A 21,622-nucleotide genomic window follows, 5' to 3' on the forward strand; every position below is an offset into this window, starting at 1 on the left:
GCGTACGGCATCAGAAATAGTATTTAAAGCGTACGCGTCCGCCGTAGCGATCGTCGTTTTTATTGTCACCCTCTTTTGGAGAGGCGTTGACCCAGGACGCATACGCGCCCAGATAGATATTGAAGTTTTTCATCTTCATGACGTTCGGAATGAGGTACGACGTATGGATGGTATGAATGTCGTACTCGCCCGGGTCGCTTATCCAGCAGTCGTTTTCACACTCGGCGTCAAAGGTTGAAGTATTAAACTCGTCGATTTCGTTATGAGCATAGATATAGCCCAGCTCAAAATTACGCCAAAGGGCATTGATGCCTGAGGTAAAATCGGTTTCGCCCGTGGCGTCCAAGTAAGCCGTGTTGAAGTTCATGACCACCCCGTTTTCCGGATCGGTTTTAAGTCCGTCCCAGGTCATAGTAAACCCGTAGCCGGTCCGGTCTGACTGATCGACCCAGCGCCCGGCATCGTCACGATAGCCGTAAGCGTTGTTTACCAGGTTGGTCTCCATAGCGAACGCGGTTGAAAACGGTCCGCTCTGCCATGAGACAACCGGGCGCACGTAGGCGACGTTTTTATCGTTCTCAAGCTCCGCGCCGTGATAACGCTGATCGACGTACAGATCGCTGCCGTCCTTAAACAGGGTATTCAGTTCGAAATACCAGTTGTCCAGCGTTTTGCTCACCAGGAAGTTACCGCCGCTGTCGGTTCGGCCACGCCCCTCTTTCAGCATATAGATATAGCCGTAGCCGTCGCTGTAAAGGTCATCTGCCGTATTGCCCGAGTATTCCACAAAGGTATCCTGATTGAGCGGAAACATATCATACGCTTCGAAGCGACCAACCTTAATTTCCCAGTCTTTTTCAGAACCGAAGAAAAATACGGCGTCATCCAGATACATTTGCCCAGCAAGATCGCCGAGCGGCTGAACGGAGAATCCGGCATAATTTCCGTTATTCATTTTACGATAACCATCAAAACCCAGCAGAATACGGCCATTAATATCCCAGCGTTCTTTATCCCCGGGTGCCCAGTCGTTATTAGCGCTTTGCTTAACAGACGTCAGGCTACCCGTTTTACTGGCGGCATCCATATTAAGCTCAACGTCACCATAAAATTTAATATCGCCAAAACCCGACAGCGTCAGTTTGGGTGGCGCCTCGTTGTTGACCGGCTCCTCTGACTGCACGGTGACCGTCGCTGCCTGCTGTACCGTCGCCTGTTGCTGCTTAAGCACTTCGATTTGCGCTTCCAGCTGCGCCAGCTTTTCCTCCACGCTTGCTGAGGACTGGGCGGCTAAAAGCGCCCCGGAATAGAGCGCACCTGTCAATATGACCATTTTCTTTAATTTCATAGATTCCGTCCTGATTAAAAAGGAAATACCCAATGATTGAGTTTCGCCATTTCGTACAAATACAGTCAGGAACGCTATTATGTTTTTTGATAACTGAATTACGAATTTTAACTTGTGTGAACCGGGCAGAATAATTCATTTATTATTAACGAGAGAAACACAACCCGCCTCACATTATTATTTCATCGACTTGCCCGACGTTAATTATATAAAATACAAATATAATTATTTAAGATAATAATTAGACCGGTTTCATTCCCACAACAAATTATCAAACGTCCTGCAGCCTGCCTGAGAACGCGGTAATTTGTCTGGTTCTGCGCAAAATGGGATATTCAACACGCGAAGCGGGCAATATTCGTCTAAGGTTTTCAGGTGATTGACAACAGCGGTCACGCTGCCCGGTAAAGACAGGAGACGAAAAGATGATAAAACCTCGTACATTGCGCCCCGCTTGTTTACATCTCGCGCTGGGAGGCGCGCTGCTCGGTGTCGCAACGTTTGGCTATGCCAACGAACAGCCTGCGACTCAGACAACCCCGCCCGATATTTTACTGGGGCCCCTCTTCAATGATGTGCAAAGCGCTAAACTGTTTCCCGATCAAAAAACCTTTGCGGATGCAGTCCCCAAAAGTGACCCGCTGATGATTCTGGCGGATTACAGGATGCAGCATGCGCAGTCCAGCTTTGACCTGCGCCATTTTGTCGAGATGAATTTCACCCTCCCAGAAGAGGGAGAAAAGTATGTTCCACCGGCGGGGCAATCGTTACGTGAGCACATTGACGATCTCTGGCCCGTACTGACGCGCACCACCAATAAAGCCAGCAACAAATGGGATTCCCTTCTGCCGTTACCGAAGCCTTACGTTGTGCCCGGCGGTCGTTTCCGCGAGGTCTACTACTGGGACAGCTATTTCACCATGCTGGGCCTGGCTGAGAGCGATCATTGGGACAAAATCAGCGACATGGTGGATAACTTTGCGTATGAGATCGACACCTTCGGCCACATTCCCAACGGCAACCGCAGCTATTACCTGAGCCGCTCCCAGCCGCCGTTTTTCTCACTGATGGTTGAACTGCTGGCGACCCATGACAGCGACACGCTGAAGAAATATCGTCCGCAGATGGAGAAAGAGTATGCCTACTGGATGGACGGCGTCGATGCCCTGCAGCCGGGCCAGGCCAGCAAACGCGTGGTGAAACTGGATGACGGCGCGATCCTCAACCGCTACTGGGACGATCGCGACACCCCGCGCCCGGAGTCCTGGCTTGACGATGTGAATACCGCGAAAAGTAACCCTAACCGACCGGCAACCGAGATCTACCGTGATTTGCGTTCCGCCGCGGCCTCGGGATGGGACTTTAGCTCCCGCTGGATGGACGATCCGCAAAAACTCGGCACCATCCGGACCACCAGCATTGTGCCCGTGGACCTGAATGCCCTGATGTTCAAGATGGAAAAACTGCTGGCCCGGGCAAGCCAGGAAAGCGGCGATGCCGCCAGCGCAAACAAGTATGAGGCGCTGGCCACCGCGCGCCAGAAAGCCATCGAGAGCCACCTGTGGAATGACAAAGAGGGCTGGTACGCCGATTACGATCTGAAGAGTAAGAAGGTACGCAATCAGCTCACGGCTGCGGCCCTGTTCCCGCTTTACGTGAAGGCGGCGGCGCAGGATCGTGCCGATAAAGTCGCCGCGGCAACCTCCTCACGTCTGCTGCAGCCGGGCGGAATAGCGACCACCACCGTCAACAGCGGTCAGCAATGGGATGCGCCAAACGGCTGGGCCCCGCTGCAATGGGTGGCGGCGGAAGGGTTGCAGAATTACGGGCAAGAAAAGGTCTCAATGGATGTGACCTGGCGCTTCCTGAAAAACGTTCAGCATACTTATGACCGGGAAAAGAAACTGGTCGAGAAATACGACGTGTCGACAACCGGTACGGGCGGCGGCGGCGGCGAGTATCCGCTGCAGGACGGCTTCGGCTGGAGCAACGGGGTGACGCTGAAGATGCTGGATCGGGTCTGCCCGAAAGAGAAACCGTGCGACAGCGTGCCGGAGAATCGGCCTGCCGCGAATGATGAGGTGGCGCCGGTGAAGGCGACGGCGCAGTAAGTGAGTATTGCCGGGTGGCGGCTACGCCTTACCCGGCCTACTTTTTAAACTCACAGGGCTTTGCTTAGAAACTGTAACTCGCCCCTAACTGATACGTTCTGTCGCGCCCAATCCAGCAGTTGGTCGCGTCGTAGCAGGTCAGCGTCTCTTTGTTGGTGATGTTCTGCGCACTGGCCTTGAGCGTCAGCCCTGCCAGCGAAGGCAGGATTTCGCCCATCCGATAGGATGCCGCCAGATCGTACTGGGTGGTACCGCCCAGCTTACCCGCATCGTTAGCGGGTGAGATTTCCATCGGGCCGGTATAGCGCGCCCCCGCCCCCAGCATCAGCCCTTTCAGCGGCGTGTTCTCAAAGGTGTAATCCCCCCAGAGATTGAAGGCATTCTCCGGCACCTGCGTTGGACGTTTCCCTTTGTACTTATCATCTTCCGTATTGATCGCGTGGGTGTAGGCATAGTTAGCAATCAGCGTCAGGTTGTCCGTCGGGCGGCTGATGGCGGAGAGTTCTGCCCCTTTAGACTCCACTTCCCCGGTCTGACGATAGTTCAGGAAGCCCGGATCGGAGGTGACGACATTTTTCTGACGGATGTTGAACACCGAGGCGGTAAAGGTGGTGGCGTAGTCGGCCAGCAGATATTTCACGCCGCCCTCCACCTGCTTGCTGGTGGTCGGTTTGACGTCTTTCGCCGCGAGCGTTCCCTTCGGCGACACCGGTGCAAAGCCTTCGGAATAGCTGATAAACGGTGACAGACCATTATCAAAAGCGTAAAGCGCGCCCAGGCGTTTGGTGACGCGATCCTGAGAGACCCAGTCCTTATCACCGTTTTGCAGATAATTGGTGGTCACGGAGCGATAATCGTCGTAGCGCAGGCTGCCCAGCAGATTTAAGCCCCCCCACTCCACCTGATCCTGCAGGTAGTAGCCGTTCTGCTGATAGCTCAGACGGTTTTTCTGGGCGGTATACAGGCCCAGCGCGCTTTCGCCGATCTGCGAATAGTCAGGGTTGCGCATATCCATGCCCGGCGTGGCCGACGCGTAACGGTAGTGGAAATGGGAATTCAGCTTCTGATAGTCAAACCCGGCCAGCAGATGGTGTTGCCAGTCGCCCAGCGCCACGGTTTTCGTCACCTGGTTATCGATGTTGAAGCTCTGCAGATCTTCATCGGTGGTGTAGGCAAAGCGGTTGAGCTGATAGACCTCGCTTCCCGTGCCCGTCGCATAGACGCTGCGCTGATGCGTATCGACGTCGAAATAGCGCGCCTTCTGGTTAAAGCCCCAGCCGCTGTCGAACGCATGTTCAAAGCTGTAGCCCAGCATCCACTGGCGCTGCTTAAATCCGTTCCACTCATCACCGGCGTAGTCGCGCTTGCCCGCGTATTTCGAGCGCAGGTAGGCGAGCGGCAGCGGGTTCGACGGCGTCAGGCTTGGGGAGTTCTGCGCCAGCGCATCCAGAGTCAGGCGGGTTTTGCTGTCGGGTTGCCAGGTGACGGACGGGGCAACCAGGTAGTTTTCATACCGGGTGGTGTGCGGCTGATCGTCATTTTCCGTCGCTTTCCCCAGCAGACGGTAGTTCCAGTCGCTATCGGCGATCTGCCCGGTTGAGTCGAGATAGCCCTCTTTCAGGTTGCGGTTGCCGGTGTTAAATCCGAGTTCGGTTCGCGCTTCTCGCTGCGGCTTTTTACTCTGGATATTCACCAGCCCGCCCGGCGAGCCGCCGCCGTAGAGAACCGATGAGGGGCCTTTCAGGATATCAACGCTGTCAATCAACAGCGGATCGATGCGGGCTTTGGTATTGCCGGTGACGTTATAGGGCAGCTGCAGCCCGTTGTAGAACTCCTGGTCGACGGTAAAGCCACGAATTTTATATTCGCTCATGTAGGAGGTATTCCCCCGCACCTCGGTTGAGACCCCTGGCGCATAGCGCAGGATTTCATTCACGGAATTCGCATGGCGCTTGTCAATTTCCGGCGCAGAGAGGGTCGTGATGACCTGCGGCGTTTTACTTTCAGCAACGGCCGATTTCGTGGCGCTGTTCGTCCAGGCCGGCAGCGCACTGCCCTGCTCTGCGCCGGTGACGACGATAGTGGATTCTTCGGCGAATGCCGGAACGTGCAGTGCGAGCGAGACGGCGCCTGCCAGGGCGCATAGCGTAAAACGTGAAGGAGTCATAATGTCGTCTTGTTGTTAGATGCGATACGGAACGACAATTATTATCATTTAGATTAACAAATCAATGCGCAGGCAAAAAAACGGCCCTCCGCAGAGAGCCGTTTACGTCATGTTATGCTCGTCGCAGTAACCTGAATATGCCCAGCACCACAATGGCGCCCACGACAGCAACCAGAAAACTGTGCAGGTCAAAACCACTTATGTTGCCTCCGAAGCCAAACATCGTCGCCAGCCAGCCGCCCACAACCGCACCAACGACCCCGAGTACACAGGTCAAAATAAAGCCGCCGCCATCGTTTCCCGGCATGATCAATTTCGCGATAGCGCCAGCAATAAGACCAAAGATAATCCAGGCGATGATACCCATAGCGATGCCCTCTTGCAGGTTTAACGCATGCGCAGAAAACCTTCTGCACAGCTAACGTAAGTATAGGTCATCGCCGGAAAATCATTTTCTTCTCACCGACTTATCTTTGTCTAAACAGGCAAAAAAAACTCACCGGTTTGTATTAAGTTTCATCGCAGATTGCCGATAACGCTAAGACAGTCTGTCATCTATCAAGGAGCCATCCGGCGTGAGTCATTACAGTGAGCAGTTCCTCAAGCAAAATCCGCTGGCTGTATTAGGGGTATTACGCGACCTGCAAAAAGGTGAAGTGCCGCTGCGCATCAGCTGGTCGAATAATCAGTTCATCAGCAAGATCCTTGACGCCTCGCAGGAGCGGCTGGTGATTGATTTAGGCAGCCAGGAGTATGAAAACCGCGCGGCGCTGAAGGCGGAGAATATCGCCGTGATGGCCGAAACGCAGGGTGCCAAAGTGGAGTTTGTCCTGTCGCGACTGGAACTGAGCGAATATCAGGGGCTTCCGGCCTTTGTGACCCCCCTTCCTGGCAATCTCTGGTTTGTCCAGCGTCGCGAATATTTCCGCATCAACGCCCCGCTTCATCCCGCTTACTTCTGCAAGGCCAAAATGCCGGACAAAAAAGAGATCCGCTTCCGTCTCTTCGATCTGTCGCTGGGCGGTATGGGCGCGCTGATGGATACGCCGAAGCCTGACGGACTGGTAGAGGGCATGCGTTTCACGCAAATTGAACTGGATATGGGGGGCTGGGGGCGCTTTTATTTCGATGCGCAGCTGATTGCCATCAGCGACCGCACCGTCGTGGACAGCAAAAATGAAACCATCACCACGCCGCGTCTGAGCTTCCGTTTCCTGAATGTCGGGCCCGGCGCAGAGCGCGAGCTGCAGCGCATTATCTACTCCCTGGAGCGCGAGGCGCGGGAACGCGCAAATAAGGTTTTGTAAGGAACATCGGGCAGCGTGACCGCCGCCCGTCTGCGGCATTACATGGCATCCATCGCTTTCTGTACTTTCCAGATATAACGAGGCGCCTGTGGTGCCGGGTGATTTTTCGCCACATGCTCAAAGAATTCGTCTTTGTCCATGCCGTTAATCTCTTCTATCGCCTCTTTGCGGTCAGAGGAGAAGGTTCTCAGCAACGCGCCGGCACCGTTAACGTAAGAGACCACCAGCGCGTACTGCATCACCTCCGGATCCTTAATGCCCTTCAGCACGCCGTGCTCCATGATGCTCAGATAGGCCGTGCCCATTGAAATGTTGCGTTCCGGATTCTTCAACTCGCTGGTCGACGGCTGACCGCTCCAGCCCATATAGCGGTAAACTTCTTTCCCCGCCGTTGACGCTTTAAGCTGCATCAGCCCCACCGCGTTGGATTTGCTGACAAGCGTGGGATTACCGCCGGACTCCACCGCAATGATCGCCGTGATGAGACGCGGACTGACGCCCCAGGCTTTCCCGGCTTGTTCACTGATCGGCATCCACTGCATCGCGCGCTTCACCGGCACTTCCGGGTTCCAGGGCGGGTTTTGATAATCATGTTTTGAACTACAGCCAGCGAGCAAAACAATCAAAAAAGCAAACCATCTCAATTTCACGTCATCTATCCTTATAGCCGGTCATCGCGGTGCGCCGCTCTTGAAGCAGGCGGCGTATAAGCGGCATGATATAGACAATTAGTTTCTCATTCAGCAAGGAATTGCCATGTCTCAGTTTCATCTCATCGCGCCGTCGGGCTACTGCATTAACCAGGACGCCGCGCAGCGGGGCGTTCAGCGTTTGCTGGAGTCGGGCCACCGGGTAGAAAATCAGACGATTATCCCCCGCCGCCAGCAGCGTTTTGCCGGTACCGAAGCGCAGCGGCTGAATGATATCAACAGCCTGGTCAACCTGAAGGGTGAAAATAGCATAGTGCTGGCGGTGCGCGGCGGATATGGCGCGAGCAGGCTGCTGGAGAGCATTGACTGGCAGGGCCTGGCGCAGCGCCAGCAGCAGGATCCGCTGCTGATATGCGGCCACAGCGATTTCAGCGTCATCCAGCTTGGGCTGCTGGCGCTGCATAACGTTATCACCTTCAGCGGCCCGATGCTGGCCGGTAATTTCGGCGCCCCGGAGCTGAATGCGTTCACCGTGGAACACTTCTGGCGCGCGCTGCGCAATCCCACCTACAGCGTGGAGTGGCAGGGGAATGGACCGCACTGGGAATGTGAAGGCCAGCTCTGGGGCGGCAACCTGGCGATGCTGGTTTCGCTTATCGGCACGCCGTGGATGCCGCACATCGAGGACGGCATTCTGGTGCTGGAAGATATCAACGAACATCCGTTCCGCGTCGAGCGCATGCTGTTGCAGCTCTATCATGCCGGTATTCTTGAGCGCCAGTCCGCGATCGTGCTGGGCAGCTTCAGCGGCTCTGCCCCGAATGACTATGACGCGGGTTACTCCCTGGAAACCATGATTGAGTTCATTCGCTCGCGGCTGGATGTTCCGGTGATCGCCGGTCTGGATTTCGGCCATGAGCAGCGCACCGTCACCCTGGCGCTGGGGGCGCACGCCTCCCTGATCCATAATGAGTCCGGCTCCCGGCTGACCATCAGCGGCCATCCTGTCATAAAGGCATAAAAAAGCCGTTATACCCCCTTAATAAAACGCTGTTGCCGTCGTTAATATGTTAGGGTTTTAGTAACAGCGTTAACATTGAGGTGGGAGTAAGAGAACATTGGATGCCGCAGCGATAATCAGCCTTTTCATTCTGGGTTCGGTCCTTGTAACCAGCAGTATTTTATTAAGTTCATTTTCATCGCGTCTCGGCATACCTATTCTTGTTATTTTCCTCGCCATCGGCATGCTGGCCGGCATTGATGGCATTGGCGGTATCCCATTCGATAACTATCCTTTCGCCTACATGGTGAGTAACCTGGCGCTGGCGGTGATCCTTCTGGACGGCGGCATGCGCACCCAGGCGAGTTCCTTCCGCGTGGCCTTAGGGCCCGCGCTGTCGCTCGCGACGGTTGGCGTGTTGATAACCTCCGGCCTCACCGGAATGATGGCCGCGTGGCTCTTCCATCTCAATATCATGGAAGGTTTGCTGATTGGCGCGATTGTCGGCTCAACCGATGCGGCAGCGGTGTTTTCTCTGCTTGGTGGAAAAGGGCTCAACGAACGTGTTGGCTCCACGCTTGAGATTGAATCCGGCAGTAACGACCCGATGGCGGTGTTTCTCACCATTACGCTTATCGAGATGATTCAGCAGCACGAAAGCGGGCTGAGCTGGACGTTTGCGTGGCATATCCTGCAGCAGTTTGGCCTGGGGATTGTCATCGGCCTGGCGGGAGGCTATCTGCTTCAGCAGACAATCAACCGCATATCGCTGCCGTTGGGGCTTTACCCGTTGCTGGCGCTGAGCGGCGGCATCCTCATTTTTGCCGTTACCACTGCGCTGGACGGCAGCGGCATTCTCGCCGTCTACCTCTGCGGGTTCCTGATGGGCAACCGCCCTATTCGCAACCGGCATGCCATTTTGCAGAACTTCGACGGTCTGGCCTGGCTGGCGCAGATCGGCATGTTCCTGGTGCTGGGGCTTCTGGTCACCCCCTCAGACCTGCTGCCCATCGCGGTTCCGGCGCTGCTGCTGTCCGCGTGGATGATCTTCTTCGCCCGTCCGCTGTCGGTATTTGCAGGCCTGCTGCCGTTTCGCGGCTTCAACCTGCGCGAGCGGATATTCATCAGTTGGGTGGGCCTGCGCGGCGCGGTGCCGATTATCCTTGCCGTCTTCCCGATGATGGCGGGTCTGGATAACGCCCGGCTGTTCTTTAACGTGGCGTTCTTCGTGGTGCTGATTTCGCTGCTGTTCCAGGGAACGTCCCTCGGGTGGGCGGCGAAAAAAGCCAAAGTGGTGGTGCCTCCCGTGGGCTGGCCGGTTTCCCGGGTGGGGCTCGACATCCATCCGGAAAACCCGTGGGAACAGTTCGTTTATCAGCTAAGCGCCGACAAATGGTGCGTGGGGGCTTCGCTGCGCGATTTGCACATGCCGGCCGAAACGCGCATTGCCGCCCTGTTCCGCGACAATGTTCTGCTGCACCCTACCGGCAGCACCCGCCTGCGCGAAGGGGACATTCTCTGCGTAATTGGCCGCGAGCGCGACCTGCCCGCGCTGGGCAAGCTGTTCAGCCAGTCGCCTCCGGTGGCGCTGGACCAGCGTTTCTTCGGCGATTTTATTCTGGAAGCCAGCGCCAGGTTTGCCGATGTGGCGCTGATTTACGGTCTGGATGAAGGTGCTGAAGACGGAGATAGCCAGCAAACGCTGGGCGAAATCATCCAGCAGCGGCTTGGCGCTGCCCCGGTCGTGGGCGATCAGGTAGAGTTTGCCGGGATGATCTGGACGGTAGCAGAGAAAGAAGATAACGCTGTGAGGAAAGTCGGTTTGAGGCCGATGGAAGAGGAAGCGGAGTAGCGGTTTTTTTGCCGGGTGGCGCTAACGCTTACCCGGCCTATACTCGAGGATTTTGTAGGTCGGGTAAGGCGAAGCCGCCACCCGACGCAAACATTTGTTACACTGTCACAACCGGCACCCTTGGTGCCAGAGCACACATCAGTTCATACCCTACCGTCCCTGCTGCGGCCGCAACGTCATCAATTTTGATTTCGTTACCCCACAGCTCAACCGGCGAACCGATACCCGCCTGCGGGCAGGGCGTCAGGTCAACGGCCAGCATATCCATTGATACGGTACCTACCGTCCCCGTGCGGACACCATCGACCCACACAGGCGTGCCGGTCGGCGCAATGCGCGGGTAGCCGTCGGCATAGCCGCCCGCCACGATACCAATCCGCTGCTCGCCCTTTGCCCGATAGCGGCTGCCGTAGCCCACCGTGTCGCCAGCCTTCAGGGTTTGCACACCAATGATTTCGCTGCGCAGGGTCATTACCGGCTTCAGGCCGCTGTTGGCGATGTCCTGCCACTGGCCCGAGGGCGACGCGCCGTACAGAACGATCCCCGGACGCACCCAGTTGTAGTGCGCCTCGGGATGCCAGAGCGTGGCCGCCGAGTTGGACAGCGAGCGCGGACAGTCCAGCCCTTCTGCCGCCTGCTCAATGCGGACCATGGCATCGGCAATGCCGTCCGGTTTTTCCGCGTCGGCAAAATGCGCCATCAGCGTCATTTCACCCACGTTCTTCAGCGCACGCAGCTGCTGCCAGACCGTATGCACCCGCTCAGGCTGGAAGCCCAGGCGGTTCATGCCGCTGTTCACCTTGAGATAGATATCCAGCGGAGCATGGAGCTTCGCATCCTGAATCGCTTTGATCTGCCAGTTGCTGTGAACGCTGGTGGTCAGCCGGTACTTATCCAGCAGCGGCAGATCGTCGGCGTGGAAAAAGCCCTCAAGCAGCAGTATGGGCCCTTTCCAGCCGCGCTCGCGCAGCAGAATGGCCTCTTCCAGATTAAGTAACGCAAAGCCATCGGTGGCGCTCAGCGCGCTCCAGATACGGTCAATGCCGTGGCCGTAGGCATTCGCTTTCACGACCGACCACACGCGTGCGCCAGGTGCCGCCCGGCGAACAATCTGCAGGTTATCCTTCAGGGCCTGCAGGTTCAGCTGAGCCAGAACAGGACGGGACATGACAACTCCTTAGTTATGCGCGCCGTGCAGGTGCTGTGGACGCGACGGCGTAAACCCCGATTGATAGCGCGCGGCGCTTAAATCGTCAAACGGAATGGCTGGCGTGCGTCCGGAAATCAGGTCGCTCAGCAGCTGGCCGGAGCCACAGGCCATCGTCCAGCCAAGCGTGCCGTGTCCGGTATTGGTCCACAGGTTTTTGAACGGCGTGCGCCCCACAATCGGCGTACCGTCCGGCGTCATCGGACGCAGGCCGGTCCAGAACGTCGCCTGCTCGACAAAGCCACCGCGCGGGAAGAGATCCCCCACCACCATCTCCAGCGTTTCACGACGCGGTTTCAGCAGCTCGGTATTGAAGCCGACGATCTCCGCCATGCCGCCTACGCGGATGCGGTTATCGAAGCGGGTAATGGCGATTTTGTAGGTTTCATCCAGAATGGTAGAAACCGGTGCGCCGCTCTCCTCTTTTACCGGAATGGTCAGCGAGTAGCCTTTTAGCGGGTAGACCGGAATATCGAGAATGCCCTTCAGCATGGCGGTGGAGTACGAGCCAAACGCCATGACGTAAGCATCCGCTTTGATGACCTCTTCGCCACACTTCACGCCGTAAATTTTTTCCCCTTCCGACAGCAGCTTGTCGACAGCGGTGTTAAAGCGGAACTTCACCCCCGCCTGCTCGCACATCTGCGCCAGACGCTGCGTAAAGAGCTGGCAGTCGCCGGTTTCGTCATTCGGCAGGCGCAGGCCGCCCGTCAGCTTATGCGCTACTTCCGCCAGCGCCGGTTCAACCTGACCAAGCTGGCTGGCTTCCAGGAGCTGGTACGGTACGCCGGCATCTTCCAGCACGGCGATATCGCGGGTGGCATTTTCGTACTGCTGCGCCGTGCGGAACAGCTGCAGCGTTCCGCCCTGACGGCCTTCGTACTCAATCCCCGTCGACGCGCGCAGCGCTTTCAGGCAGTCGCGGCTGTATTCCGCCAGGCGCACCATGCGCCCTTTATTCTCCATGTAGTGGCGGGTGTCGCAGTTGCGCAGCATCTGCCACATCCACTTCAGCTGGAACTGCGTGCCGTCAAGGCTGATGGCCAGCGGCGCGTGGCGCTGGAACATCCATTTAATCGCTTTCAGCGGAACACCCGGCGCTGCCCACGGTGCCGCATAGCCGGGAGAGATTTGCCCGGCGTTCGCCGCGCTGGTTTCCAGCGCAGGGCCTGACTCACGATCGATAACGGTGACGTCATGTCCCGCCTGACTTAAATACCAGGCGCTGGTTACCCCAACGACACCACTTCCCAGTATGACAACACGCATAGCCACTCCATTATGTGCAAAAGAACAATCTTCTAATTACAGATTGATAACCTAGTTGAAAATATTATTCAACATACGACTTTTTTATGGTGACTTACCTCACACATCCCCCAGCATCAGGGGATAGTGCTAATTTGGGATCTCCTGCTGCGCGTTATTTTTAACCAGCATAATATGCTGAGGGACGCTCGTTTTTTGCCGTATCAAAAACGCGAAATCGCAAAGAAAAAATTTCTGCCTCAGCACGCTTTTTAACGCGTTGATCTATGCTTGAAAGGAGGCTCTCCAGACAGAGAGAGCACCCACAACGAGGGCGCGCTAATGGCTACTATTGATTCCCTGAACAAGGACAACACACGTCTGAGCGATGGACCCGACTGGACCTTCGAGCTGCTGGATGTTTACCTCGCCGAGATCGACCGGGTCGCAAAACTGTATCGCCTGGATACCTACCCCCATCAGATTGAAGTCATTACGTCCGAACAGATGATGGACGCCTACTCCAGCGTCGGGATGCCGATCAACTATCCGCACTGGTCGTTTGGTAAGAAATTTATTGAAACGGAGCGGCTGTATAAGCACGGCCAGCAGGGTCTGGCGTATGAAATCGTCATCAACTCCAATCCGTGTATCGCCTATTTAATGGAAGAGAACACCATTACCATGCAGGCGCTGGTGATGGCGCACGCCTGCTACGGGCATAACTCTTTTTTCAAGAATAACTATCTGTTCCGCAGCTGGACGGATGCCAGCTCCATCGTCGATTACCTGATCTTCGCCCGTAAATACATTACCGACTGCGAAGAGCGCTACGGCGTGGACGAAGTGGAAAAACTGCTCGACTCCTGCCACGCGCTGATGAACTACGGCGTTGATCGCTACAAACGTCCGCAGAAAATCTCCCTCCAGGAGGAGAAAGCGCGGCAGAAAAGCCGCGAAGAGTATCTCCAGAGCCAGGTGAACATGCTGTGGCGCACCCTGCCGAAGCGTGAGGAGGAAAAAACGATCGCCGAAGCGCGTCGCTATCCGTCCGAGCCGCAGGAAAACCTGCTCTATTTTATGGAGAAGAACGCCCCGCTGCTGGAGCCGTGGCAGCGTGAGATCCTGCGTATCGTGCGCAAGGTGAGCCAGTATTTCTATCCGCAAAAGCAGACGCAGGTGATGAACGAAGGCTGGGCGACATTCTGGCACTACACCATCCTCAACCACCTGTATGACGAGGGGAAAGTTACCGAGCGGTTCATGATGGAGTTTCTCCACAGCCATACCAACGTGGTGTTCCAGCCGCCTTACAACAGCCCGTGGTACAGCGGCATTAACCCGTATGCGCTTGGCTTTGCCATGTTCCAGGACATCAAGCGTATCTGCCAGTCGCCGACGGAAGAAGACAAGTACTGGTTCCCGGATATCGCCGGATCTGACTGGCTGGAAACGCTGCACTTTGCGATGCGCGACTTTAAGGATGAGAGCTTCATCAGCCAGTTTATGTCGCCGAAGATCATGCGTGACTTCCGCTTCTTCACCGTGCTGGACGATGACCGCAACAACTATCTGGAGATCTCCGCAATCCACAACGAGGAGGGTTACCGTGAGATCCGCTCTCGCCTCTCTTCCCAGTACAACCTGAGTAACCTTGAACCGAATATTCAGGTCTGGAACGTGGATTTACGCGGTGACCGCTCCCTGACGCTGCGCTATATACCGCACAATCGCGCGCCGCTGGATAAAGGGCGTAAAGAGGTGCTGAAGCATGTGCATCGCCTGTGGGGCTTTGATGTGCAACTGGAGCAGCAGAATGAAGACGGGAGCGTTGAGCTGCTGGAACGCTGCCCGGCGCGGTTGAATACGCTGTAGTGCAGCCTTTTTTGCCCGGTGGCGCTACGCTTACCGGGCCTACAAGACCCGTAGGTCGGGTAAGGCGTAGCCGCCACCCGACGAAAAAAAACCTCTCATACGAGAGGTTTTTTATTTCAGCGGCTCTGAATCGCCAAATCACCCGGCAGCGTTTTCTGCATACGGTGCCAGATTTCACCAGAATCGTGACCGTAGCGGCGCACCGTCTCATAAACCTGATCGTGCAGGCCTTCAGAGCACAGCTTGCTCAGCTTATGGTAGAAGCCCAGCGCCAGGCTGCGGGCTTCTGGATTGGCAAAGTAGTGGCGGCCAATGCGGGTGTAGAGCCCTTTCATGCCGTTGAGGATCAGACCGTACACCGGGTTGCCGGAGGCAAACGCCAGCCCACGGAAGACGTTGTAATCGAGGGTGGCAAACGCGTCGGCGTGATCTTCCACTTCGTTGGCACTGGCCAGTACCGCAAGCGCATCTTCCGGATGCTGACGGAAAGCCGTACGAATGAAGATCGTCGCGATGTTGGTGCGAACGGAGAGCAGATTATCAATGAGCTGTGGCACGCTTTCATGATCGAGACGCGCCAGCGTTTCAAGAATGTTCAGCCCGGAGGTTTCCCAGAAGTTGTTCACTTTTGTTGGCTTGCCGTGTTGGATCGTCAACCAGCCATCGCGCGCCAGTCGCTGAAGCACTTCACGCAGCGTGGTGCGAGTGACGCCAATCAGTTCAGAGAGTTCGCGTTCAGCCGGAAGGATGGACCCCGCAGGGAAACGATTATTCCAGATGCTTTCAATGATGTACTCTTCCGCGAAACCCGCCGGGCTCTGCGCCTTAATGACCATAGTGAGATTTCCATTACACAGCTTTAGCAAATTGGACTCATCATACCAGAGGCACGCAGTGGCAGGTAGCGCGGCAAAGAGAGAAAAGAGGGATCGCCGTTTCATTTTTGTGAAATTTACACTGCAGCGTTATCCGCCTCCGGCCCGCGATTTTTGCGTATACTGATGTTTTGTCTTACTTGACGGGGAAGGACGTCTGTCGTGGAAATTTCATTTGGGCGCGCGCTGTGGCGCAATTTTTTAGGCCAGTCTCCTGACTGGTACAAACTTATACTTCTGGTGTTCCTGGTCGTAAACCCCCTCCTCTTTAGCGTGAACCCGTTTATGGCCGGGTGGCTGCTGGTGGCGGAATTTATCTTCACCCTGGCGATGGCGCTGAAATGTTATCCCCTTCTGCCAGGCGGACTGCTGGCGTTTGAGGCCGTCGTCATCGGCATGACCCGCGCTGAGCACGTCAAGGCCGAGCTGGCATCCAATCTTGAAGTGCTTCTGCTGCTGATGTTTATGGTGGCGGGCATCTACTTTATGAAACAGCTGCTGCTGTTTATCTTCACGCGTCTGCTGCTCAGCATTCCGTCGAAAATGTTCCTCTCGCTGGCGTTTTGCCTTGCGGCTGCCTTCCTGTCGGCCTTCCTGGACGCGCTGACGGTGGTCGCGGTAGTGATAAGCGTAGCGGTGGGGTTTTACGGTATTTATCACCGCGTGGCCTCCTCTCGTCCGGGCGAGGATTTGCAGGATGACAGCCACGTCGATGCGCATAACCGTGAGGTACTGGAGCAGTTTCGCGCCTTCCTGCGCAGCCTGATGATGCATGCCGGCGTCGGTACCGCTCTGGGGGGCGTGATGACGATGGTGGGCGAGCCGCAAAACCTGATCATTGCCAAAGCGGCGGGCTGGCACTTCGGTGATTTCTTCCTGAGAATGGCGCCGGTGAGCGTGCCGGTGCTGATCTGCGGTCTGGCGACCTGTCTGCTGGTGGAGAAGTTTCGCCTCTTTGGGTACGGAGCACAACTTCCGGAGCCGGTGCGCCAGGAGCTGCATAAATTTGATCTGCAGAGCCGACGCCAGCGGACGCGCCAGGAGACGCTGCGCCTGATTGCACAGGGGATCATCGGCGTCTGGCTGATCGCCGCGCTGGCGCTCCATCTGGCTGAAGTGGGGCTGATTGGCCTGTCGGTCATTATTCTCGCCACCACCTTTACCGGCGTAACGGATGAGCATGCCATCGGCAAAGCCTTTACCGAAGCCCTGCCGTTTACCGCCCTGCTGGCGGTCTTCTTTGCGGTCGTGGCGGTGATTATCGACCAGCATCTGTTCGCGCCGATTATTGCCTTTGTCTTAAAGGCGTCGCCGGATGCTCAACTGTCGCTGTTTTACCTGTTTAATGGCCTGCTCTCGTCGATCTCAGATAACGTCTTTGTCGGGACGGTCTACATCAACGAGGCCAAAGCGGCCATGGAGCAAGGCGTGATTAGCGCCGGACAGTTTGAGCTGCTGGCCGTGGCGATCAACACCGGTACCAACCTGCCGTCGGTGGCGACGCCAAACGGACAGGCCGCCTTCCTGTTCCTGCTGACCTCCGCCCTCGCCCCCCTCATACGTCTTTCTTATGGCCGGATGGTGTGGATGGCGCTGCCCTACACGCTGGTGCTCACGATCGTGGGATTGCTTTGCGTCAAAATTACCCTCATTCCCTGTACGCAATGGTTGATACAAGCGGGTATACTTGCGGCGCAGTAAATACTGCAACTCGGGCAGTTCGCTGCCCGTTTGCCTTTTCGCACGATAAACATCCAATTACGTTTTATTTCGCCAGGTACAGGTGGCGCGAAAAACGAATTCGTTTACACTGCGATTTCTAAGCATGTTCCAGGGAAATGATTATGTTGAGATTTTTAAACCAGTGCTCCCGCGGTCGCGGAGCGTGGTTGTTAATGGCCCTGACCGCCTTTGCGCTGGAAATGGTGGCGCTATGGTTCCAGCACGTGATGGGACTGAAACCTTGCGTACTCTGTATTTACGAACGCTGCGCCCTGTTCGGCATTATGGGTGCGGGCCTGGTGGGCGCAATTGCGCCGAAATCGCCGCTTCGCTACGCCGCTATCGCGATCTGGCTGTACAGCGCCTGGAAAGGCATTGAACTCTCCTGGCAGCACACCATGATGCAGCTGCATCCGTCACCGTTTATGACCTGCGATTTTGCCGCCCGCTTCCCGAGCTGGCTGCCGCTGGACAAATGGCTGCCGCAGGTGTTTGTTGCATCCGGTGACTGCTCAGTTCGCCAGTGGGAATTCCTGACCCTCGAGATGCCGCAGTGGCTGGTGGGCATTTTTGCCGCCTACTTCGTCGTGGCGCTGCTGGTGCTGATCGCTCAGCCGTTCAAACCGAAGAAACGCGATCTATTTGGGCGCTAATTCGCCCGGCGGCGCTTCGCTTGCGCGGGCCTACGGTTTTGTGGGCGGGTAAGCGCAGCGCCATCCGACATAATAAAAAACCCGCCGAGGCGGGTTTTTTAATCTCAGCGCGTCGGGTGGTTCATGATGTGGTCTTCCCAGTCACGCACCTCAGACTCTTTCACCGCAATGTGGCGCACGGAGATACGCTCGCCATGCATCGCCGCTTTTGAACCGGTCAGCAGCGGATGCCAGGCCGGCAGATCTTTCCCTTCCGCCAGCAGGCGATACGCGCAGGTATGCGGCAGCCATTCGAAGGTGGGCAGATTATCCCGGGTTAACTTGATGCAGTCCGGCTCAAACTCAAAGCGGCGCTCATAGTTGCGGCACTGGCAGGTCTTAATGTTGAGCTGCTTGCAGGCAACGTTGGTGAAGTAGATTTCGTCCGTGTCTTCATCCATCAGCTTATGCAGGCAGCACTGACCGCAGCCGTCGCATAAGGATTCCCATTCCGCATCAGTCATGTCGTCGAGAGTTTTGCTTTGCCAGAAAGGGATGTCGTTCATCAGGATGTCCACACGTCAAAAGAAAGCGCACCTTATAACGAGTCTGGCACGTCGTTGCAAGTTTTGCCGCCCTTTTCAGGCGGCAAGAGGAAGTTACAGCACGCGGGTTTTCAGCGACAGGCCGTTAAAACCGACCTCCAGTTCATCACCGCTCACGAGCGGACCAACGCCTTCCGGCGTGCCGGTCAGGATCACATCACCCGGCTTCAGGGTAAAGAAGCGGCTCATGTAGGCGATCAGCGGCACAATCTTATGGATCATGTCTGCCGTGGTGCCCTGCTGGCGGATTTCACCGTTAACCTTCAGGCTGAGCGGGGTGTCCTGCGGATCGCCGGTAAATTCGCTCACCGGCACAAACGCCGAAATCGGGCAGGAATTATCAAACCCTTTGGCTTTTTCCCACGGCTGTCCGGCTTTCTTCATTTTGCCCTGCACGTCGCGTAGCGTCAGATCCAGCGCCACGCCGTATCCGGCAATCGCTTTCTGAACATGCTTTTCAGAAGCCTGACGCAGCGTCGCGCCAATCAGTACGGCGAGTTCAACCTCGTGATGCACCGAGCCGAGCCCCTGCGGCAGGGCCAGCGGCTGTCGGATATCACAAAGCGCCGTTTCAGGCTTAATAAACAGAACCGGCTCTTCTGGCGTCGCACTGCCCATCTCCTGAATATGTTTTGCATAGTTGCTGCCTACGCAAACCACTTTGCTGACGGGATAATCCAGTAATGCACCTTGCCAGTTATGATGTTGATACATGGTCGACCCCTAAACGGTTGATGTGTTGTGCTCAAAAACAGTTGAGACTATTTTTTTCCGTTCGCCTCAAGATGCTGTTTTAATAAATTCTCCGGTGGCGGCGGAAGCTGTAAATAATAGCCCTGCTCGGCTAATGCCGTTTTCACTTTCTCCAGATCGGCATTCACCAGTTTCTTGCGACCATCAAGCGGCAGCAGCATCGCCATCTGCGGTCGGCCAAAGCTCTTCATTAATTCTTCAGGCACGCGTGAAAAATCGTCTTTCTTTTCGACATAAAGATAGGTCTGGTCACGGGTTGTACTTCTGTAGATCACACAAAACATGTTTTTACTCTGAATTAATGGGTGGTTGCTTGCCTCAATATACTCCTGACTATAACATGCCTGATACTCTTCGGAATATCGCAGCGAGTGGCTGCGGTTAATAGCAAATTGAGTAAGGCCAGGATGTCAAACACGCCCATCGAGCTTAAAGGCAGTAGCTTCACCTTATCAGTGGTACATTTGCATGATGCAAAACCCGAGGTTATTCGTCAGGCGTTAGAAGACAAAATCGCCCAGGCTCCCGCCTTTCTGAAGCACGCCCCTGTTGTGATCAACGTCAGCGGTCTTGAGGCGCCGGTTAACTGGAAACTTCTCCAGCAGGCCGTCTCCTCTACCGGACTGCGTATTGTCGGCATCAGCGGCTGCAAAGATACTGAACTGAAAGCGGAAATCGACCGTGCGGGGCTGCCGCTTCTGAATGAAGGCAAAGAAAAAGCCCCCCGTGCGGCCCCCGTTGCCGTCGAAACGCCCCCTCCTGCGGCGCAAAACGTTACAACCATCACAAAAACGCGAATGATTGATGTGCCGGTTCGTTCCGGTCAGCGCATTTATGCACCAAACTGTGATCTGATTGTTACAAGCCACGTCAGCGCTGGCGCTGAGCTGATTGCAGATGGCAATATTCACGTATACGGTATGATGCGTGGACGTGCGCTCGCGGGTGCAAGTGGCGATCGGGACGCGCAAATATTTTGTACTCACCTGACGGCGGAACTGGTGTCCATCGCAGGTGAATATTGGCTGAGCGACAAGATCCCAGCCGAATTTTATGGCAAAGCGGCTCGCCTGCTTCTGGCAGACGACGCGTTGACCGTTCAACCGTTGAATTGATCCCTTTTTAACAAGGAATTTCTATGGCACGCATTATTGTTGTTACTTCGGGTAAAGGAGGCGTTGGCAAGACCACCTCCAGCGCGGCCATCGCTACTGGTTTGGCCCAGAAGGGAAAGAAAACCGTCGTTATCGACTTCGATATCGGCCTGCGTAACCTCGACCTCATCATGGGATGTGAGCGTCGCGTCGTGTATGACTTCGTGAACGTCATTCAGGGCGATGCCACGCTGAACCAGGCGCTGATTAAAGACAAGCGCACCGAGAACCTCTACATTCTCCCGGCCTCTCAGACGCGTGACAAAGACGCCCTGACCCGTGAAGGGGTAGAAAAGGTGCTCGACGAGCTGAAAAAAATGGAGTTCGACTTCATCGTCTGTGACTCCCCTGCCGGTATCGAAACCGGTGCTCTGATGGCGCTTTACTTCGCTGATGAAGCGATCATCACCACCAACCCTGAAGTTTCATCCGTGCGTGACTCAGACCGTATTCTCGGGATCCTCGCCTCTAAATCCCGTCGTGCGGAAAATGGCGAAGACCCGATTAAAGAACACCTGCTGCTCACCCGCTATAACCCGGGCCGCGTGAACAAAGGTGACATGCTGAGCATGGAAGACGTGCTGGAGATCCTGCGCATTAAGCTGGTGGGCGTTATCCCGGAAGATCAGTCCGTGTTACGCGCCTCTAACCAGGGCGAGCCAGTGATCCTGGATACAATGGCAGATGCAGGTAAAGCTTACGCCGATACCGTTGACCGTCTGCTGGGAGAAGAACGTCCTTTCCGCTTCATTGAAGAAGAGAAGAAAGGTTTCCTCAAACGCCTGTTCGGAGGATAAGTTATGGCATTACTGGACTTTTTTCTCTCGCGGAAAAAGAACACCGCCAACATCGCAAAAGAACGTCTGCAAATTATCGTTGCGGAGCGTCGTCGTAGCGACGCCGAGCCTCACTACCTGCCGCAGCTGCGTAAGGACATCCTGGAAGTGATCTGTAAGTACGTGCAGATTGACCCGGAGATGGTGACGGTGCAGCTGGAACAAAAAGACGGGGATATTTCGATTCTGGAGCTGAACGTGACGCTCCCGGAAGCGGAAGAGTCGCGTCCGTAGGTTTGTGATTTCGTAGCCCCGGTAAGCGCAGCGCCACCGGGGGAAT

The 21,622-nt window shown here is 55.9% G+C and carries 20 protein-coding genes; 10 read left to right on the top strand and 10 right to left on the bottom strand.

Features of this window, described 5'->3' with window-relative positions:
- Positions 1 to 10 precede the first annotated feature (10 nt).
- Entirely contained in the window at positions 11 to 1,348 is a 1,338-nt protein-coding gene (locus tag ACMWJS_RS06710) for a carbohydrate porin (protein ID WP_048029459.1), read from the bottom strand.
- Between the two features lie 425 nt (positions 1,349 to 1,773).
- On the opposite strand from ACMWJS_RS06710, the gene ACMWJS_RS06715 reads away from it, so the two are divergent.
- Complete coding sequence (locus ACMWJS_RS06715) at positions 1,774 to 3,459, top strand: alpha,alpha-trehalase (protein ID WP_414746833.1); 1,686 nt, start codon at positions 1,774 to 1,776, stop codon at positions 3,457 to 3,459.
- Positions 3,460 to 3,523: 64 nt separating this feature from the next.
- On the opposite strand, the gene ACMWJS_RS06720 is transcribed toward ACMWJS_RS06715, so the two are convergent.
- Positions 3,524 to 5,626: a TonB-dependent siderophore receptor gene (locus ACMWJS_RS06720; RefSeq protein WP_414746834.1), complete on the bottom strand. Its 2,103-nt coding sequence runs from the start codon at positions 5,624 to 5,626 to the stop codon at positions 3,524 to 3,526.
- Between the two features lie 112 nt (positions 5,627 to 5,738).
- A complete protein-coding gene (locus ACMWJS_RS06725) occupies positions 5,739 to 5,993 on the bottom strand; it encodes a GlsB/YeaQ/YmgE family stress response membrane protein (protein ID WP_008502662.1) in 255 nt (84 codons plus the stop codon).
- Between the two features lie 208 nt (positions 5,994 to 6,201).
- Between ACMWJS_RS06725 and ycgR the strand changes: the two genes are divergently transcribed.
- Complete coding sequence (ycgR, locus tag ACMWJS_RS06730) at positions 6,202 to 6,933, top strand: flagellar brake protein YcgR (protein ID WP_048029456.1); 732 nt, start codon at positions 6,202 to 6,204, stop codon at positions 6,931 to 6,933.
- 38 nt (positions 6,934 to 6,971) lie between these two features.
- On the opposite strand, the gene emtA is transcribed toward ycgR, so the two are convergent.
- Positions 6,972 to 7,583 carry a membrane-bound lytic murein transglycosylase EmtA gene (gene emtA / locus ACMWJS_RS06735; RefSeq protein WP_024909815.1) on the bottom strand — a complete coding sequence of 204 codons (612 nt, stop codon included), beginning with the start codon at positions 7,581 to 7,583 and terminating at the stop codon, positions 6,972 to 6,974.
- Between the two features lie 106 nt (positions 7,584 to 7,689).
- Between emtA and ldcA the strand changes: the two genes are divergently transcribed.
- Both ldcA and ACMWJS_RS06745 read left to right on the top strand, forming a co-directional pair.
- Entirely contained in the window at positions 7,690 to 8,604 is a 915-nt protein-coding gene (gene ldcA / locus ACMWJS_RS06740) for a muramoyltetrapeptide carboxypeptidase (RefSeq protein WP_414746835.1), read from the top strand.
- A 97-nt stretch (positions 8,605 to 8,701) separates the two neighbouring features.
- Positions 8,702 to 10,435, top strand: a complete 1,734-nt coding sequence (locus ACMWJS_RS06745) for a potassium/proton antiporter (RefSeq protein ID WP_045908249.1) — start codon at positions 8,702 to 8,704, stop codon at positions 10,433 to 10,435.
- A gap of 97 nt (positions 10,436 to 10,532) precedes the next feature.
- Here ACMWJS_RS06745 and dadX read toward each other — a convergent pair whose 3' ends face one another.
- Together dadX and ACMWJS_RS06755 are read right to left on the bottom strand one after the other, a co-directional pair.
- Positions 10,533 to 11,603: a catabolic alanine racemase DadX gene (gene dadX, locus ACMWJS_RS06750; protein ID WP_008500515.1), complete on the bottom strand. Its 1,071-nt coding sequence runs from the start codon at positions 11,601 to 11,603 to the stop codon at positions 10,533 to 10,535.
- Between the two features lie 9 nt (positions 11,604 to 11,612).
- Positions 11,613 to 12,911: a D-amino acid dehydrogenase gene (locus ACMWJS_RS06755; RefSeq protein ID WP_045908248.1), complete on the bottom strand. Its 1,299-nt coding sequence runs from the start codon at positions 12,909 to 12,911 to the stop codon at positions 11,613 to 11,615.
- A gap of 321 nt (positions 12,912 to 13,232) precedes the next feature.
- On the opposite strand from ACMWJS_RS06755, the gene ACMWJS_RS06760 reads away from it, so the two are divergent.
- Complete coding sequence (locus ACMWJS_RS06760) at positions 13,233 to 14,765, top strand: SpoVR family protein (RefSeq protein ID WP_023293929.1); 1,533 nt, start codon at positions 13,233 to 13,235, stop codon at positions 14,763 to 14,765.
- A 116-nt stretch (positions 14,766 to 14,881) separates the two neighbouring features.
- Here ACMWJS_RS06760 and fadR read toward each other — a convergent pair whose 3' ends face one another.
- Positions 14,882 to 15,601 (bottom strand): fatty acid metabolism transcriptional regulator FadR, encoded by a 720-nt coding sequence (gene fadR, locus ACMWJS_RS06765; RefSeq protein WP_008500512.1) that lies wholly within the window; start codon positions 15,599 to 15,601, stop codon positions 14,882 to 14,884.
- Positions 15,602 to 15,802: 201 nt separating this feature from the next.
- Between fadR and nhaB the strand changes: the two genes are divergently transcribed.
- Both nhaB and dsbB read left to right on the top strand, forming a co-directional pair.
- The gene (gene nhaB, locus ACMWJS_RS06770; protein WP_229226059.1) at positions 15,803 to 17,341 is read left to right on the top strand and encodes a Na(+)/H(+) antiporter NhaB; all 1,539 of its coding nucleotides are present in this window, start codon (positions 15,803 to 15,805) and stop codon (positions 17,339 to 17,341) included.
- A gap of 143 nt (positions 17,342 to 17,484) precedes the next feature.
- The gene (gene dsbB, locus ACMWJS_RS06775) at positions 17,485 to 18,015 is read left to right on the top strand and encodes a disulfide bond formation protein DsbB (RefSeq protein ID WP_045908244.1); all 531 of its coding nucleotides are present in this window, start codon (positions 17,485 to 17,487) and stop codon (positions 18,013 to 18,015) included.
- A gap of 104 nt (positions 18,016 to 18,119) precedes the next feature.
- On the opposite strand, the gene ACMWJS_RS06780 is transcribed toward dsbB, so the two are convergent.
- From ACMWJS_RS06780 to ACMWJS_RS06790, 3 genes are all read right to left on the bottom strand, one after another.
- A complete protein-coding gene (locus ACMWJS_RS06780) occupies positions 18,120 to 18,560 on the bottom strand; it encodes a YcgN family cysteine cluster protein (protein WP_045908282.1) in 441 nt (146 codons plus the stop codon).
- 93 nt (positions 18,561 to 18,653) lie between these two features.
- Positions 18,654 to 19,313 carry a fumarylacetoacetate hydrolase family protein gene (locus tag ACMWJS_RS06785; protein ID WP_414746836.1) on the bottom strand — a complete coding sequence of 220 codons (660 nt, stop codon included), beginning with the start codon at positions 19,311 to 19,313 and terminating at the stop codon, positions 18,654 to 18,656.
- Positions 19,314 to 19,360: 47 nt separating this feature from the next.
- The gene (locus ACMWJS_RS06790) at positions 19,361 to 19,636 is read right to left on the bottom strand and encodes a YcgL domain-containing protein (RefSeq protein ID WP_008500507.1); all 276 of its coding nucleotides are present in this window, start codon (positions 19,634 to 19,636) and stop codon (positions 19,361 to 19,363) included.
- A gap of 123 nt (positions 19,637 to 19,759) precedes the next feature.
- Here ACMWJS_RS06790 and minC point away from each other — a divergent pair, with 123 nt between their 5' ends.
- From minC to minE, 3 genes are read left to right on the top strand one after another with little or no spacing between them, the layout of a single operon-like run.
- A complete protein-coding gene (minC, locus tag ACMWJS_RS06795; RefSeq protein ID WP_045908243.1) occupies positions 19,760 to 20,467 on the top strand; it encodes a septum site-determining protein MinC in 708 nt (235 codons plus the stop codon).
- Positions 20,468 to 20,490: 23 nt separating this feature from the next.
- Positions 20,491 to 21,303: a septum site-determining protein MinD gene (gene minD / locus ACMWJS_RS06800; protein ID WP_008500505.1), complete on the top strand. Its 813-nt coding sequence runs from the start codon at positions 20,491 to 20,493 to the stop codon at positions 21,301 to 21,303.
- 3 nt (positions 21,304 to 21,306) lie between these two features.
- On the top strand, positions 21,307 to 21,576 hold the full coding sequence (gene minE / locus ACMWJS_RS06805) for a cell division topological specificity factor MinE (protein WP_008500504.1): 270 nt from the start codon (positions 21,307 to 21,309) through the stop codon (positions 21,574 to 21,576).
- Positions 21,577 to 21,622 lie beyond the last annotated feature (46 nt).

This window comes from Enterobacter sp. HK-058-C-ECC (assembly GCF_047531125.1).
Lineage (GTDB): Bacteria > Pseudomonadota > Gammaproteobacteria > Enterobacterales > Enterobacteriaceae > Enterobacter > Enterobacter quasiroggenkampii.